At 71.7% G+C, this 15,201-nt stretch carries 14 protein-coding genes and 1 pseudogene; 5 read left to right on the top strand and 10 right to left on the bottom strand.

The window, feature by feature from the left end; translation table 11 throughout:
- Positions 1–15: 15 nt before the first annotated feature.
- Positions 16–501, top strand: coding sequence for a potassium channel family protein (locus ACIBF7_RS22835; RefSeq protein ID WP_219549717.1), 486 nt, complete (start codon positions 16–18; stop codon positions 499–501).
- Here the strand turns inward: ACIBF7_RS22835 and ACIBF7_RS22830 are convergent.
- Positions 477–1,025 (bottom strand): CGNR zinc finger domain-containing protein, encoded by a 549-nt coding sequence (locus ACIBF7_RS22830; protein ID WP_148033379.1) that lies wholly within the window; start codon positions 1,023–1,025, stop codon positions 477–479. The genes ACIBF7_RS22835 and ACIBF7_RS22830 overlap by 25 nt on opposite strands.
- A gap of 92 nt (positions 1,026–1,117) precedes the next feature.
- Between ACIBF7_RS22830 and ACIBF7_RS22825 the strand changes: the two genes are divergently transcribed.
- The gene (locus ACIBF7_RS22825; protein WP_308249181.1) at positions 1,118–2,014 is read left to right on the top strand and encodes a DMT family transporter; all 897 of its coding nucleotides are present in this window, start codon (positions 1,118–1,120) and stop codon (positions 2,012–2,014) included.
- Here the strand turns inward: ACIBF7_RS22825 and ACIBF7_RS22820 are convergent.
- The 9 genes from ACIBF7_RS22820 to ACIBF7_RS22780 form a co-directional block, all read right to left on the bottom strand.
- Positions 1,954–2,343, bottom strand: coding sequence for a Fur family transcriptional regulator (locus ACIBF7_RS22820; RefSeq protein WP_397198083.1), 390 nt, complete (start codon positions 2,341–2,343; stop codon positions 1,954–1,956). The two genes, ACIBF7_RS22825 and ACIBF7_RS22820, sit on opposite strands and share 61 nt — an antisense overlap.
- Positions 2,340–3,221, bottom strand: a complete 882-nt coding sequence (locus ACIBF7_RS22815) for a metal ABC transporter permease (RefSeq protein ID WP_148033376.1) — start codon at positions 3,219–3,221, stop codon at positions 2,340–2,342. The genes ACIBF7_RS22820 and ACIBF7_RS22815 overlap by 4 nt, the downstream gene beginning before the upstream one ends.
- Positions 3,218–3,994, bottom strand: a complete 777-nt coding sequence (locus ACIBF7_RS22810; RefSeq protein ID WP_148033375.1) for a metal ABC transporter ATP-binding protein — start codon at positions 3,992–3,994, stop codon at positions 3,218–3,220. The genes ACIBF7_RS22815 and ACIBF7_RS22810 overlap by 4 nt, the downstream gene beginning before the upstream one ends.
- On the bottom strand, positions 3,991–4,902 hold the full coding sequence (locus ACIBF7_RS22805; protein WP_397198082.1) for a metal ABC transporter substrate-binding protein: 912 nt from the start codon (positions 4,900–4,902) through the stop codon (positions 3,991–3,993). Before ACIBF7_RS22805 ends, ACIBF7_RS22810 begins: the two co-directional genes overlap by 4 nt.
- A 121-nt stretch (positions 4,903–5,023) precedes the next feature.
- Positions 5,024–5,884 carry a formate dehydrogenase accessory sulfurtransferase FdhD gene (gene fdhD / locus ACIBF7_RS22800; RefSeq protein WP_364228432.1) on the bottom strand — a complete coding sequence of 287 codons (861 nt, stop codon included), beginning with the start codon at positions 5,882–5,884 and terminating at the stop codon, positions 5,024–5,026.
- On the bottom strand, positions 5,877–6,716 hold the full coding sequence (locus tag ACIBF7_RS22795) for a 2Fe-2S iron-sulfur cluster-binding protein (RefSeq protein ID WP_261808883.1): 840 nt from the start codon (positions 6,714–6,716) through the stop codon (positions 5,877–5,879). The genes fdhD and ACIBF7_RS22795 overlap by 8 nt, the downstream gene beginning before the upstream one ends.
- Positions 6,716–8,617, bottom strand: a complete 1,902-nt coding sequence (locus ACIBF7_RS22790; RefSeq protein WP_397198081.1) for an NAD(P)H-dependent oxidoreductase subunit E — start codon at positions 8,615–8,617, stop codon at positions 6,716–6,718. Before ACIBF7_RS22790 ends, ACIBF7_RS22795 begins: the two co-directional genes overlap by 1 nt.
- 3 nt (positions 8,618–8,620) lie before the next feature.
- Positions 8,621–10,522 carry a molybdopterin oxidoreductase family protein gene (locus ACIBF7_RS22785; RefSeq protein WP_271274740.1) on the bottom strand — a complete coding sequence of 634 codons (1,902 nt, stop codon included), beginning with the start codon at positions 10,520–10,522 and terminating at the stop codon, positions 8,621–8,623.
- Between the two features lie 38 nt (positions 10,523–10,560).
- On the bottom strand, positions 10,561–11,538 hold the full coding sequence (locus ACIBF7_RS22780; RefSeq protein WP_148033370.1) for a 2-dehydropantoate 2-reductase: 978 nt from the start codon (positions 11,536–11,538) through the stop codon (positions 10,561–10,563).
- A gap of 44 nt (positions 11,539–11,582) precedes the next feature.
- On the opposite strand from ACIBF7_RS22780, the pseudogene ACIBF7_RS22775 reads away from it, so the two are divergent.
- The 3 genes and pseudogenes from ACIBF7_RS22775 to ACIBF7_RS22765 all read left to right on the top strand — a co-directional run.
- Positions 11,583–12,047, top strand: a pseudogene (locus tag ACIBF7_RS22775) (molybdopterin molybdenumtransferase MoeA); the annotation flags it as partial.
- Positions 12,048–12,908: 861 nt separating this feature from the next.
- Complete coding sequence (locus tag ACIBF7_RS22770) at positions 12,909–13,445, top strand: molybdopterin-binding protein (RefSeq protein ID WP_397198267.1); 537 nt, start codon at positions 12,909–12,911, stop codon at positions 13,443–13,445.
- A gap of 77 nt (positions 13,446–13,522) precedes the next feature.
- Positions 13,523–15,190 (top strand): thiamine pyrophosphate-binding protein, encoded by a 1,668-nt coding sequence (locus ACIBF7_RS22765; RefSeq protein ID WP_397198080.1) that lies wholly within the window; start codon positions 13,523–13,525, stop codon positions 15,188–15,190.
- Positions 15,191–15,201: the final 11 nt, after the last annotated feature.

The following is a 15,201-nucleotide window of genomic DNA, read 5'->3' as shown; positions in this document are numbered from 1 at the left end:
GGGAACTCTTCCCGCATGCGGCGACTCGCCTGGCACACCGCGCTGATCATCGCGGCCTACTACGTGGTGCCCCTGCAGGAGGACCAGCCCGACTGGGTGCGGTTCCTCCGGGTGGCGTGCGTGATCGCCGGTCTCGCCCTGGTGTGCTGGAGCGTCGTGAGGGAGGCCAGGCAGCAGTCGGCCGGCGACGAGGGCGGGCTGACCCCGGCCACGCTGGCGCTGATCACCGTGGCGGGCGTGGTGCTGTTCGCGCTCGCCGACTACAACGTGGCCTACTGGCGGGAGGGGGAGTTCGCAGGCCTGGAGACCAGGACGGACGCGCTCTACTTCGCGGTCTCCACGCTGGCCACCGTCGGGTTCGGCGACGTGCACGCGCAGGGTCAGCTGGCCAGAGGGCTGGTGCTGGTGCAGATGGCGTTCAACCTCATCGTGCTGGCCACCGCCGCGACCCTGCTGACCGGCAAGCTCAAGGCGGGTCAGGCGCGGCGGCGGGCGCGGTAGGCGGCGACGTGCATGCGGTTGCCGCAGGTGCGGCTGTCGCAGTAGACGCGGCTGCGGTTGCGCGACTCGTCGACGAAGACGTGCTCGCAGTCGGGCGCCGCGCAGGTGCGGAGCCGCTCCCACTCGTCCTCCACCAGCAGGTGGGCCAGGGCGACGCCGCAGTCGGCGGCCAGGTGCTCGGCCAGCGTGGCGTCCGGGGCGAAGTAGTGGACGTGCAGCGGATGGCCGTCGTGCTCGGTCAGGCGCGGCGTTATGCGCGTCTCGGAGAGCAGCCCGTTGAGCAGGCGCACCGCCGTCGGCTGGTCGGCCGCGGTGAAGACGCGGTAGAACGCCTCCCGTATCATCCGGACCTGGCCCAGATCACGCGCGGTGAGCCCGCCCAGACCGCTGACCTGCCGCCCCTCGACGAAGGACTGCAGCTCGGTCAGAGTGGCGAGCCGGTCTTCGCCGCCCGTCGACGGGGAGGTGTTGACGAGCTCGACGACGGTGCCCAGGGAATGCTGCATGTCATGGCCAAAGGGCATGTTGACTCCTGTCGGGGCCGGTTCTAGCGTGGTCGCAGCGTATCTCTCCCACGGGGGGCCTGGGATTTCCGATGAGTTCACACCGCCGAATCGTGCTGATCGCGATCGCAGGCGCACTGATCATTTCCACCTCCGGGCCGCTCGTCCGGCTCGCCGACGTGGCGCCGGCGACCTCGGCGATCTTCCGGTGCGCGTACGCGATCCCGCCCCTGATCGTGCTCGCCACGCTGGAGCGGCGCCGGCGCGGGCCGTTCAGGGGCAGGCCCCGCCTGCTGGCCTGGGTCGCGGGCCTGATGTTCGCGCTCGACCTGTTGTTCTGGCACCACTCGATCGCGTACGTGGGCGCCGGGCTGGCCACCGTGCTCGGCAATCTCCAGGTGTTCATCGTGGCGTTCGCCGCCTGGGCGATCTTCCGTGAGCGGCCGTCGCGCGCCCTGATGGCGGCCACCCCGGTGGTGTTCGGCGGCGTCGTGCTGATCTCCGGCGTGTTCGACCGGGCCGCGTACGGCGTCGACCCGGTGCTCGGGGTGGTCACCGGCGTCGCCACGTCGCTCTCGTACGCGGCCTTCCTGCTGCTCATGAAGAGCGCCTCCGACCGCTCGGCGGCGCCGCTCGCGCACGCCACCGTCGTGGCCACGCTCGCCATGACGGCGCTCAGCCCGGTCTTCGGCGGCGCCGACCTCACCGTCAGCTGGCCCGAGCACGGCTGGCTGCTGGTGCTCGCGCTCGGGCCGCAGGTGCTCGGCTGGTCGCTCATCACGTACTCGCTGCCCCGCCAGCCCGCCGCGCTGACCGCCCTGCTGCTGCTCGTCCAGCCGATGACGACGGTCGGCCTGTCGGCGGCCGTGCTCGGCGAGCGTCCGTCGGCGCTGCAGCTCGCGGGCTGCGCGGTGGTCGTGCTCGGCGTGCTGTGGGGGTCACGTCGCGATCAGCCCGCCTCCGGCGGCTTGGAGCAGGACGAGCAGGTGCCGAAGACCTCGACGGTGTGAGTGATCTCGGTGAAGCCGTGGTCGGCGCCGACGGTCTCGGCCCAGCGCTCCACGGCGGGGCCCGCCACCTCGACGGTGTGGCCGCAGCGGCGGCAGACCAGATGGTGGTGGTGCTCGCCGGTGGCGCACGCGCGGTAGACCGACTCGCCTTCGTCGTTGCGCAGCACGTCGACCTTGCCGTGGTCGGCCAGCGTCTGCAGCGCGCGGTAGACCGTGGTCAGCCCGATCTTCGCGCCGTGCTGGCGCATCTCCGTATAGACGTCCTGGGCGCTGCGGAACCCCTCGCTCTGACGCAGGGTTTCGTGGACGGCCTGCCGCCTGGAGGTCATCTGACCTCCTTGACGCGGACGCTGCCTGCCTGCTGGCTCACGTTCGACTCCTGGGATCGGCCTTGACGTACGAATCTACCGACACCGAGGGCCAGGACGAAGCCGGCCAGGGCGAGAAGGACGATGGCCGCCCCCGGCGGCACCCGCGTGGAGGCGGTCGAGGCGAGCAGCCCGCCCACCGACGCCACCACGCCGAACACCATGGCCAGCAGCATCGTCGTGCGGAACCCTCTGGTGAGCTGCTGGCTGGTCGCCACCGGGATCACCATGAGCGCGCTGACCAGCAGCAGGCCGACCACCCGCATGGCGATGACCACGGTCAGCGCGGCCGTGACCGCGACCAGCACGCTGAGGAAGCGCACCGGCAGCCCGCTGGCCCTGGCCATCTCCTCGTCCTGGCAGAGCACGAACAGCTCCCTGCCGAAGACCGTGACCACCCCGAGCACCAGCACGGCCAGGCCGCCGATGACCCAGATGTCCTCGGTCGTGACGCTGGCGATGGCGCCGAACAGGTAGGAGTTGAGCTTGGCGTTGCTGCCGCCGGGCGCGATGCCCATGAGCATGACGCCGCCCGCGATGCCGCCGTAGAACAGCAGCGCCAGCGCCACGTCGCCGCTCGTGCGGCCGCGCGCCCTGACCAGCTCGATGGCGAGGGCCCCCGCGATCGCCACCACGACGGCCGTCAGCACCGGGGCGGTGCCGGTCAGGAAGCCGAGCGCGACGCCGGTCAGCGCCACGTGGCCGATGCCGTCGCCGAGCAGGGCCAGCCTGCGCTGCACGATGAACGTGCCCACGGCGGGCGCGCAGAGCCCCACCAGCAGGGCGGCGATCAGCGCGAGCTGGAAGAACTGCTTGTCGAGCAGGCTCAGGTCGATCATGGTTCTCCCTGCCAGCCGCGGAGCGGGCCCGCGGCGGCTTCGGCGGCGTGCGGGTGCACGTGCTCGTGACCCGGTCTGGCGCAGTCGCCCTCCGGCTCGGGGGGCGGCCCGTCATGGGCGATGCGGCCCTCCCGGACCACCACGCCGCGGGTGATGAGCGGCTCCAGCGGGCCCAGCTCGTGCGCGACCAGGACGATGGTCTTCCCGGCGGACACCAGGCGGGCGAGCGTGTCGGCGAGCAGCCGCTGGGTCCCGGCGTCGACGCCGGCGGTCGGCTCGTCCATCACGTAGGTGTCGGGCTCCCCGGCCAGCGCGCGGGCGATGAGCACCCGCTGCTGCTGACCTCCGGACAGGGCCTGCGCCGAGTCGCCGGCCCGGTCGGCCAGCCCCACCGCATCCAGGGCGCGGGCCACGGCCTCCCGGTCCTCCTGACGGTAGGGGCTCAGCCTGCGCCGCCGGGCGACCCGGCCGGAGGTGACGACCTCCCGTACGGTGGCGGGCACGCCGCCGCCGATCGCCAGGCGCTGCGGCACGTAGCCGATGCGCCACCAGTGGCGGAACCGCGCGGGCGGTGAGCCGTAGAGCAGGGTCGTGCCGCCGGACAGCGGCGTGAGCCCGAGCAGCGCGCGCACGAGCGTCGACTTGCCCGAGCCGTTGGCGCCCATGATGGCCACGACCTCGCCCTCACGGACGGTCAGGTCGACGCCCGCCAGCACGGGCCGGCCGTCGAGCGCGACCCGCCCGCCGGTCATCGCGAACGCGGTCTCGCTCATGTGGTGCACCCCAGCGCTGTCTGCAATGTCTTCAGATTGTCGCGCATCGCGGACGCGTAATCGCCGGAAGGCGCGCTCTCCAGCGGGTCGAGCACCGCGGTCTTCGCGCCGACCTCGCCGGCCAGCACCTCGGCCACCTTGGGGCTGACCAGCGCCTCGGTGAAGATCGTGGTCACCTTCTCGCGCTTGGCCAGCTCGGCCACCTCGGCCAGCCGGGCGGGCGAGGGCTCGGACTCGGGGTCGAGCGTGATGCCCACCTGCTCCAGCTTGTAGCGGTCGGCCAGGTAGCCGAACGCCTCGTGCGCGGTGACCATCGTGCGCGTCGAGCAGGTGGCCAGGCCCTGGCTGAACTCCTCGTCCAGCGCGGTGAGCGAGGCGGCGGTCTTGGCGGCGCGGTCCTTGAACGCCTGCGCGTGCGCGGGGTCGGCGGCGGCCAGCCGCTCGCCCAGCTCCGTGGCGACGGCGGCGAACCTGGACGGGTCGAGCCACAGGTGCGGATCGTAGGAGACCTCGTGGTCGTGGGCCTCCTCGCCTTCCTCGTGCTCGTGCTCGTCGTGCCCGCCCGCCGGGATCGTCCGGACGGCGGTGGCGGCGTCGAACGCCGTGTCGGGCGTGACGGCCTCGTCCACGGCGGGCTGGACGCCCTTGATGTAGACGGTGAGCGCCGCGTCCTCCAGCTGGGCCATCTGGTGGGCGCCCAGCTCCATGTCGTGCGGCTCGACACCGGGAGTGGTCAGGCTCGACACCTGGACGTCGGAGCCGCCGACCTGCTCGGTGATCCACTGCAGCGGATAGAAGGCGGCGACCACCTGCGGAGTGTCTCCGGTGGCCGCGCCGGTCCCGGCGTCGGCGCCGCACGCGGTCGTGGCCAGCAACGTCGCGCCCGCGAGCGCCCCAGCGACCCGCATACGGGAATGTCCTGACATCATGTGAGTCAGTATGCCGGGGAATGAAAATGGTTGTCAAAGTCGATGGCTTGGGATGCCGGACGGCGGCTGGGGGCCAGGCCTTCCGCACGGCATCCCGCCATCACCTCGGGGGAGGTACGCCGGCTGAGCCGTAGCCGGCACCCGAGGTGAGGTCCAGCCGCTGTTCGCCCGCGTAGACGTTCATCGAGTCCCCGCGCAGGAACCCGATGAGCGTCAGGCCCTCCTCGGCGGCCAGCTCGACCGCGAGGGAGGACGGGGCGGAGACCGCGGCGAGCACCGGAACGCCCCCCATCACCGCCTTCTGCACCAGCTCGAAGGAGGCCCGGCCGGACACCATCAGGACGGTGCCGCGCAACGGCAGCCGCCCGTTCCTGAGCGCCCAGCCCAGGAGCTTGTCCACCGCGTTGTGCCGGCCCACGTCCTCGCGGACGCAGAGCGGCTCCCCCTCGGCGGTGAACAGACCGGCGGCGTGCAGCCCGCCGGTCCGGTCGAAGACCCGCTGAGCCGCGCGCAGCCTGCCGGGCAGGGCCGCCACGGTCGCCCGGCCGAGTTCGACGGGGTCGTCGTGCGCGGCCCAGCGGGCGACGGTGCGCACCGCCTCGAGCGAGGCCTTGCCGCAGACCCCGCAGGAGGAGGTGGTGTAGAAGTTGCGCGGGGCCGGGGCCTGGACGCCCGGAGCGAGCCGCACGTCCAGGACGTTGTAGGTGTTCTGGCCGTCGGCCAGGGCGCCCGCGCAGTAGCGGATCGTGGCGATGTCGTCCGCCGAGCCGACGGCCCCCTCGCTGACGAGGAAACCGGCGGCCAGGTCGAAGTCGTCGCCCGGGGTCCGCATGGTGACGGTCAGCGGGGTGCCGTCGAGCCGGATCTCCAGCGGCTCCTCCGCGGCGAGCGAGTCGATCCTGCGCGTCGGGGCGGCGTCCCTGATGCGCAGGATGCGGCGCTTGACGGAGACCCTAGACATAGCCGAACCCGAACCGTCCCTTGACGCAGAGATTGCCATGGGTGACCGGGTTGTCGTGCGGCGACGTCACCTTCACGATCTTGTTGTCCTGTACGTGCAGGGTCAGGTTGCAGCCGACCCCGCAGTAGCTGCAGATCGTCGTGGTCTCGGTCTGCCGCGACTCGTCCCAGGTGCCCTCGGCCCGCATGTCGAACTCGGTCTTGAACGACAGCGCCCCGGTGGGGCACACCTCCACGCAGTTGCCGCAGTAGACGCAGGCCGAGTCGGTGAGCGGCGCGTCGAACTCGGTGGAGATCGTCGCGTCGAAGCCCCGGCCGGCCACGCCGATGGCGAACGAGTTCTGCCACTGCTCGCCGCACGCGTCGACGCACTTGTAGCAGAGGATGCATTTGCCGTAGTCGCGCACGTACAGCTCGTTGTCGACCTTGGCGGGCTGCTCGACGGTGGCGGCGTCGTCGCCGAACCGGCCGGGTTCGGCGCCGTACTCCTCGATCCACTCGGCCGCCCGCGGCGTCGTGGACAGGTCGACCGACGAGCCGAGCAGTTCCAGCACGACCTTGCGGCTGTGGCGGGTGCGCTCGGTGTCGGTGCCGACCGTCATGCCCGGCTCCACCTTCCTGGAGCAGGCGGGGGCGAGCGTCCGCGAGCCCTCCACCTCGACGACGCACACCCGGCAGGCGTTCTTCGGGGTGAGCGTGTCGCCGTAGCAGAGGGTCGGGACGTCCTTGCCCGCCGCCGCGCAGGCGTCCAGGATCGTCGAGCCTTCAGGCACGCGGACGTTCTCGCCGTCGATCTCGACGTCGACGAGCCGCCGAGGCGGCTGCAGCGGGATCACCGGTACACCCCCAAGCGGTCGATGGCTGATTCCACGGCGTTCCAGGCGGTCTGGCCGAGCCCGCAGATCGAGGCGTCCCGCATGGTCTGCCCGACCTCGCGCAGCAGCAGCAGGTCCCGCTCGTCCACCCGCTCCGACAGGCGGTGCAGCGCCTCCTCCTGCCGTACGGTGCCGACCCGGCAGGGCACGCACTGCCCGCACGACTCGTCACGGAAGAACTCGGCGATGCGCAGCAGGATCGCCTTGAGGTCCACGCTGTCGTCCAGCACGAGCACCACGCCGGAGCCCAGCGTGGCGCCCGCCTGCCTGGTGCCCTCGAACGTCAGCGGGATGTCGGGATCGGTCACGAACGCCCCGGCCGCGCCGCCGAGGAGCACCGCCCGCGTCTCGCCCACCGGGCCCGCCAGGTCCATCAGCTCGCGGAGCGTCGCCCCGAACGGCAGCTCGTAGATGCCGGGCCGGGCGACGCCGCCGGACACGCAGAACAGCTTCGTGCCGGTCGAGGCCCCGGTGCCGGTCGCGGCGTACGCCTGGGCGCCGTGCTCCAGGATCGGCAGCACGTTGACCAGCGTCTCCACGTTGTTGACCACCGTGGGCTTGCCGAACAGGCCCTTCTCCACCGGGAACGGCGGCTTGCTGCGCGGCTCGCCGCGGAAGCCCTCGATGGAGTTGAAGATCGCGGTCTCCTCGCCGCAGATGTACGCGCCCGCGCCCCTTCTCAGCTCGATGTCGAAGTCGAAGTCGTGGCCGAGGATGCCGGCGCCGAGCAGGCCCCTGGCGCGGGCGGTGGCGATCGCGTGCTCCAGCCTCCTGACGGCCCTCGGGTACTCGCCCCTGATGTAGAGGTAGCCCTTGGCGCAGCCGGTGGCGTAGGCGGCGATCGTCATGGCCTCGACGAGCGCGTACGGGTCGCCCTCCATGATCACGCGATCCTTGAAGGTGCCCGGCTCGCTCTCGTCGGCGTTGCACACCAGGTAGTGCGGGTGGTCGGGCTGGCGTGCGGCGGCGTCCCACTTGCGGCCCGTCGGGAAGGCCGCGCCGCCCCGGCCGACCAGCCCCGACTCCAGCACCTCGCGGATCACCCCGGCGGGGCCGAGCCGGAAGGCCCGGCGCAGCGCGGCGTACCCGCCGTTGGCCCGGTAGTCGTCCAGGCTCGCCGGGTCCGCCACGCCGATGCGGCGCAGCAGGACGAGCCCGTCCTGCCCGGCCTGGGGCACGGCGGCCTCGGCGGGAGGCTCCCCGGCGTCCCCCGTCTGCCTGGCGCGCGGCCCGTCGGAGGCGGCCGTGCCGTTCGCGGCCGCGCCGTTGGAGGTCGTGCTGGAGGAGTCGTTGAGCGGGACGCCGCCCGAGCCGGGCAAGCCCGTCCAGATTCCGTCCCCGATCGTCTCCGGGAGAACCGGCCCGTACACGTCGGCCGTGGGCGGGTCGCCCGCCTCCAGGGCGAGGGCCGCCGGGGCGCGCTCGCACAGGCCGAGGCACGGGCTCGGCTGCCAGGACTCGCCGGGCGGGCCGAGCCGCTCCTCGACGCGCCGCCGTACCGCGTCCGCGCCCTTGGCGTGGCAGGCGAGGTCGGTGCAGACGTGCAGCACCCGGGGCGGGCGCGGTTTCACGGAGAGCAGCGAGTAGAAGGTCGCCACCCCGTACGCCTCGGCGGGCGGCACGGTGAGGCGGCGGCAGATGTAGTCGAGCGCGCCCTCGCTGATCCACCCCACCCGGTCGTTGACCGCGTGCAGGGCCGGCAGCAGCAGGTCGCGGGAGCTCTCGGCGCGGGCCGCGACCCGCAGGTCGGTCGCGGTCCGCTCGCCGCCGTCCCAGGCGGAGGCGGGCGGCCCGAGCAGCGCGTCGACCGCCTCGCGCTCCTCGGCCGTCGGCTCCGCGTCACGGAATCGCAGATCCATCGCTCACCCGACCTTGACGAGCTTCTCGACGCGTACGGCGGCCGCCTTGAACTCGGCGGTGCCCGCGATGGGACAGGTGGCCTCGATGGTCAGCGAGTTGACGTCGACCTCGTCCGGGAAGTGGAACGTCATGAACACCAGCCCCGGCCGCAGGGCGGGGTCGATGTACACGGGCGCGACCACCGAGGCCCGGCGCGAGGTGATGCGCACCTCCTCGCCGGCCACGAGGCCGAGCCGCTCGGCGTCCTCCGGGCACATGTCGATCGTCTCCCCGCGCCGCAGCGGCGAGGCGAACCCCGAGGACTGCACACCCGTGTTGTACGAGTCGAGCCTGCGCCCGGTGGTGAGGCGGAGCGGATACTCCTCGTCCAGCAGGTCGACCGGCGGCGAGTGGCGCAGCACCGCGAACGCGGCGGGCATGCCGCGCTTGACCGGGTCGGTCTCCCACAGCCGCGCGTGCAGGTACGGCGGCTCCAGCGTGTCCTCGGAGAAGCACGGCCACTGGATGCCCTGGTGCTCGTCCAGCCGCCGGTAGGTCATCCCGTGGTGCACGGGGGAGACCGAGCGCAGCTCGTCCCAGACCTGCTCGGCGCCGTCGTAACTCCAGTCGTGGCCCAGCCTGCGGGCCAGCTGGCAGAGGATCTCGATGTCGTCGCGGGCCTCGCCCGGTGGATCGAGCGCCTTGCGCACCCGTTGCACCCGCCGCTCGCTGTTGGTGAACGTGCCGTCGGCCTCGCACCACGCGGCGCTGGCGGGCAGCACCACGTGGGCCATCTGGGCGGTCTTGGTGAGGAAGATGTCCTGCACCACGAGGTGGTCGAGCATGGACAGGCGCTTGATGCAGGCCAGCGAGTCGGCCTCGGACTGAACCGGATTCTCACCGATGAGATAGCAGGTGGTGACGTGGCCCTCGGCCATCGCCTCCAGCATCTCGGTGAGGTTGTGGCCGTACTTCGGCTGGATCGGCGCCCCCCACGCCCGCTCGAAGGTGGCCCGGATCTCCGGGTCCAGGATGTCCTGGAAGCCCGGCAGCCGGTTGGGGATGGCGCCCATGTCGCCGCCGCCCTGCACGTTGTTCTGGCCGCGCAGCGGCGACAGGCCGGAACCGTAGCGGCCGACGTGGCCGGTCAGCAGGCTGAGGTTGATCAGCGCGCGGACGTTGTCGGTGGCGTTGTGGTGCTCGGTGATGCCGAGCGTCCAGCAGAGCTGGGCGCGGTCGGCGCGGGCGTAGGCGTGCGCCAGCTCCCTGATCGCGTCCGCGGGCACGCCGGTGACCTGCTCGGCCACGCCGAGCGTCCACGGCTCGACCGACGCGCGGAACTCCTCGAAGCCGGTCGTGGCGCGCTCGATGAACGCCTCGTTGTGCAGCCCGGCGTGGATGATCTCGCGGGCTATGGCGTGGGCGAGCGGGATGTCGGTGCCCACGTTCAGGCCCAGCCACAGGTCCGCCCACTGCGCGGTGCCGGTGCGCCGTGGATCCACGGCGAACATCCGGGCGCCGTTGTGTATGCCCTTCAAGACGTGCTGGAAGAAGATCGGATGCGCGTTCCGGGCCGCCGAGCCCCACATCACGATCACGTCGGTGTCCTCGACCTCCTGGTATGAGGAGGTGCCGCCGCCACTGCCGAACACCGCGGAGAGCCCCGCCACGCTGGGCGCGTGACAGGTGCGGTTGCAGGAGTCCACGTTGTTGGTGCCGATGACCACGCGGGTGAACTTCTGCCCCACGTAGTTCATCTCGTTCGTCGAACGGGCGCACGACAGCATGGCGAAGCTGTCGGGGCCGTGCTCGGCGACGTTGCGGCGGAAACCCTCGGCGGCGCGGTCGAGCGCCTCTTCCCAGGTCGCCCTGCGCAGCACGCCGTCCTCGCGCACCAGTGGATGGGTCAGGCGGTCATAGCTCATGATCCCTCCATTCTGTATACAGACTACGGTATGTGTCCTCAGACCGCACGGACAAGGTTCTCGTTGAGCAGATCGCTCACCGCGTGGATGGCGCGCAACGTGGGCACGTCGGCCCCGGTGAGATCGGCCAGCTCGACCACCGCCGCGAGCAGCACGTCGAGCTCCAGCGGTTTGCCCTTCTCCAGGTCCTGGAGGGTGGAGGTCTTGTGCTCGCCGGCCTTCTCCGCTCCGCGCAGGCGGCGCTCGATCGAGATCCCGGGATCGCAGCCGACCCGCCTGGCCACGTCCACCGTCTCGGTCATCATCGATCTGACCAGCTCCCGCGCGCCGTCGTGGCGGCAGATCCCGGCCATCGTGGCCCGGGCCAGCGCGCTGATCGGGTTGAAGGCGATGTTGCCCATGAGCTTGATCCACACGTCCCGGCGCAGATCCGTCTCCACCGGGCACTTCAGCCCGCCCGCCACCATGGCCTCGCTGAACTCCGCGCAGCGCGCGGTCGGCTCGCCGCTCGGTTCCCCGATGGAGAAGCGGGTGCCCTCGTAGTGACGGATGACTCCGGGCCGCTCGATCTCGGTGGCCGCGTAGACGACACATCCGACAGCCCTGTGCAGGGGGAGCGCGGCGGTGACCGTGCCCCCCGGGTCGACGCTCTCGATGCGGTAGCCCTCGTAGGGGCCCTTGAGTCCGTGGAAGTACCACCACGGGATGCCGTTCTGCGCGGCGATGACGCTCGTGGCCTCGTGCAGCAGCGGCTTGATCATGGGGCCCGAGGCGGCGTAGTGGTTCGCCTTGAGGCCCAGGAAGACGTGGTCCACCGGGCCGACCTCGGACGGGTCGTCGGTGGCATGGGGGTGGGCGACGAAGTCGCCCCGGGGGCTGAGCACCATCACACCGGACTTGCGTATGGCCTCGAGGTGCGGCCCTCTCGCGATGAGGTGGACCTCGACTCCCGCCCTGTGGAGGGCGGCCCCCACATACGCGCCGATGGCGCCGGCGCCAAGAACAGCGACCTTCATGCTCTCGCTCCGTTCTCGCGTCGGATTTGCATTCGGTATACAGTATGGAAAAATTCGGGTCAAGGAGCACGTCGATGACCGTTGTTCGACATGAGGCCGCCGTGCGCGAGCTCTCGTGGCCGGCCGCCCGCGACCTCGCGGCCCGCTCCGCCCGTCCGCTGCCCCCGGCTGACCTGCCCCTCTCCTGGGCGCTCGGCTGCCGCCTCGCTGGGCCGCTGCGTGCCCTGGTGGCGGTGCCCGGCTCGGACGTGTCGGCGATGGACGGGTACGCGGTGGCGGGGGCGCCGCCCTGGCGCGTGGTGGGCCGGGTCCTCGCGGGAGGTCTCCCGTACGGGGACGCGCTGCGGCCTGGTGAGGCGGTGGAGATCGCCACGGGCGCCCCGGTGCCGCCGGGCTCCGAGTCGGTCCTCCCGTACGAGCGGGCGTCGGGCGGGACGTGGGTGGACGGGCGGATCGAGGCCGGGCGGCACATCCGGCGGCGGGGCGAGGACATCGCCGAGGGCGCCGTCGTGCTCGGGGCCGGGGCCGTCGTGACGCCTGTCGTCGCCGGGCTCGCCGCCGCGCTGGGTCACGACATCCTCACCGTACGGCCAGTGCCGTCCGTCGCGGTGCTGGTGACCGGCGACGAGGTGGTCGACCACGGCCTCCCGGGACCGGGCCGGGTCCGCGACGCCATCGGCCCGTTCCTCCCGGGACTGATCGCCTGGGCCGGAGGACGCCTCGCCTCCCACACCCGCCTCCCCGACGGCGCCACCCCCCTCCACACAGCCCTGTCATCCCTCGCCCCGCCACCCCACCCCAGACAGAACCCCCAAGAACACCTCAGCTCCCGCCCCCACGAGAACCCCCCACCCCGAGAAGGTTCTTCTCCCGAACCCCGAGGCGAGGAGCCTTCGCGAGAGGGGTTCTCTCCCGGAGAGAACCCCCAGCTCCGAGAAGACCTCCGGTTCCGTTCCGGTGAGGAGTCCCCGCCACGGGAGGGTTTCCGTTCCCGCGAGGAGCTTCCTCTCCGCGGAGACCTGCCGCTTCTTCCCGAAGAGGGCCGTGAACCCCGAGAAGACGTTCGGTTCCGCTTCGGTGAGCAGCCTTCGCCTCGAAGGGGGTCTTCTCCCGAAGAAAGTTCCCAACCCCGAGGTGATGAGCCTTCGCGAGAGGGGTTCTCTCCCGGAGAGAACCCCCAGCTCCGAGAAGACCTCCGGTTCCGTTCCGGCGAGAAGTCCCCGCCCCCGGAGGGCTTCCCTCCCCGGGAGGGACTTCCGCCCCGCGAAGACCCGCCTCTTCCCGGTGAGGGCCGTCCACCCCGAGAGGACCTCCGGTTCCGTTCCGGGGAGGAGTCCCCGCCGCGGGAGGGACTTCCGTCCTGCGAAGACCTGCGGGTTCTTGCTGATGAGGGTCGTGAAGCCCGAGAGGACCTCCAGGTCCGTTCCGGGGAGGGAGGTGGGGTGGAGGTGGTGGTGGCTTGTGGGGCGTCGTCGCGGGGGCCGGCTGATCATTTGCGGGGGGTGCTGGGGGAGTTGGGGGCGGAGGTGCTCGTGGACGGGGTGGCGGTGCGGCCGGGGCATCCGCAGCTGCTCGCCCGCCTGCCCGGGGGGACGCTCGTGGTGGGTCTGCCGGGGAACCCGTTCGCGGCGCTGGCCGCCGCCATGACGCTGCTCGTTCCCGTACTGCGGGGGATGCGGGGGTCAGGGGTGCGGCGGGAGAGCAGCGCGCTGGCGGGGCCGGTGCGGGCGCACGAGCGGGACACCCGGCTGGTTCCGGTGCTCAGGTCGGGCCGGGGCGCGATTCCCGTCGGGCACGACAGGCCGGGGTCGTTGTGGGGAGCGGCGCTGGCCGAGGCCCTGGCGGTGGTGCCGCCGGGGTGGTCGGGGGAGCAGGTCGAGCTGATCGAGTTGCCCACTGGGGGCTAGACAGCTCGGTGAGGAGAGGGTAACCATTGCCTTCATACGGTATGCAGTATGCGATAGACAGTCGCCGGAAAGGGTGCATGATGTCGGAAACGATCTCTGGCGGTCATCTGGTAGCCAAAGCGCTCAAGGCCGAGGGCGTGGAAGTGATCTACACGCTCTGCGGCGGCCACATCATCGACATCTACGACGGTTGTGTCGATGAGGGCATCGAGGTCATCGACGTACGACACGAGCAGGTGGCCGCGCACGCCGCCGACGGTTACGCCCGCATCACCGGCAAGCCCGGTTGCGCGGTCGTCACCGCGGGGCCGGGCACGACCGACGCGGTGACCGGCGTGGCCAACGCCTTCAGGGCCGAGAGCCCGATGTTGCTGATCGGCGGCCAGGGCGCGCTGAGCCAGCACAAGATGGGCTCGCTGCAGGACCTGCCCCACGTCGACATGATGGCCCCGATCACCAAGTTCGCGGCCACGGTGCCGACCACGGAACGGGTGGCCGACCTGGTGTCGATGGCCTTCCGCGAGTGCTATCACGGCGCGCCGGGGCCGTCGTTCCTGGAGATCCCGCGTGACGTGCTGGACGCCAAGGTGCCGCTCGACAAGGCCAGGATCCCGAAGAACTACCGGGCCTCCACCCGCCAGGCCGGCGACCCGGAGTCGATCGAGCGCCTGGCCGACATGCTGGCGCACGCGGAGAAGCCGGCGATCCTGCTCGGCAGCCAGGTGCAGACCTGCCGGGCCACCGACGCGGCCATCGACTTCGTGCGCGGCCTCAACGTCCCGGCCTACATGAACGGCTCGGCGCGCGGCACGTTGCCGCCGGGCGACCCGATGCACTTCCAGCTCAGCCGCCGCTACGCCTTCACCGAGGCCGACCTGATCATCATCGTCGGCACCCCGTTCGACTTCCGCATGGGCTACGGCAAGCGCTTGTCGCCCACCGCCAAGGTCGTCCAGATCGACCTCGACTACCGCACCGTCGGCAAGAACCGCGACATCGACCTCGGCATCGTCGGCGACCCCGGCCTCATCCTGTCGGCCGCGGCGCAGGCGGCCAGCGGGCGGGTGGAGAACGGCGCCGCCCGCCGCAAGGAGTGGATCGAGGAGCTGCGCGCGGTCGAGACCCAGGCGTACGAGAAGCGGCTGCCCCGCCAGCTCTCCGACGCCCAGCCCATCGACCCGTACCGGCTGGTCCACGAGATCAACGAGTTCCTCACCGAGGACACCATCTACATCGGCGACGGCGGCGACATCGTCACCTTCTCCGGCCAGGTCGTGCAGCCCAAGTCGCCCGGCCACTGGATGGACCCGGGCCCGCTCGGCACGCTCGGCGTCGGCATGGCGTTCGCGATGGCCGCCAAGAAGGCCCGCCCGGACAAGGAGGTGCTCTGCCTCTTCGGCGACGGCGCCTTCAGCCTCACCGGCTGGGACTTCGAGACCATGGTCCGCTTCGACCTGCCGTTCATCGGCGTGATCGGCAACAACTCGTCCATGAACCAGATCAGGTACGGCCAGGCCGCCAAGTACGGCGAGGACCGCGCCCGCGTCGGCAACACGCTGGGCGACGTCCGCTACGGCGAGTTCGCCAAGCTGCTCGGCGGCCACGGCGAGGAGGTCCGCGACCCGGCCGACATCCGCCCCGCGCTGGAGCGGGCCCGCGAGTCGGGCAAGCCGTCGCTCATCAACGTCTGGGTCGATCCCGACGTGTACGCCCCGGGAACCATGAACCAGACCATGTACAAGTAGGCAGGTCCGAA

Source organism: Nonomuraea sp. NPDC050478 (assembly GCF_044458265.1).
Taxonomy (GTDB): domain Bacteria; phylum Actinomycetota; class Actinomycetes; order Streptosporangiales; family Streptosporangiaceae; genus Nonomuraea; species Nonomuraea ferruginea.
This window is presented reverse-complemented; position numbering and strand designations above follow the sequence as displayed.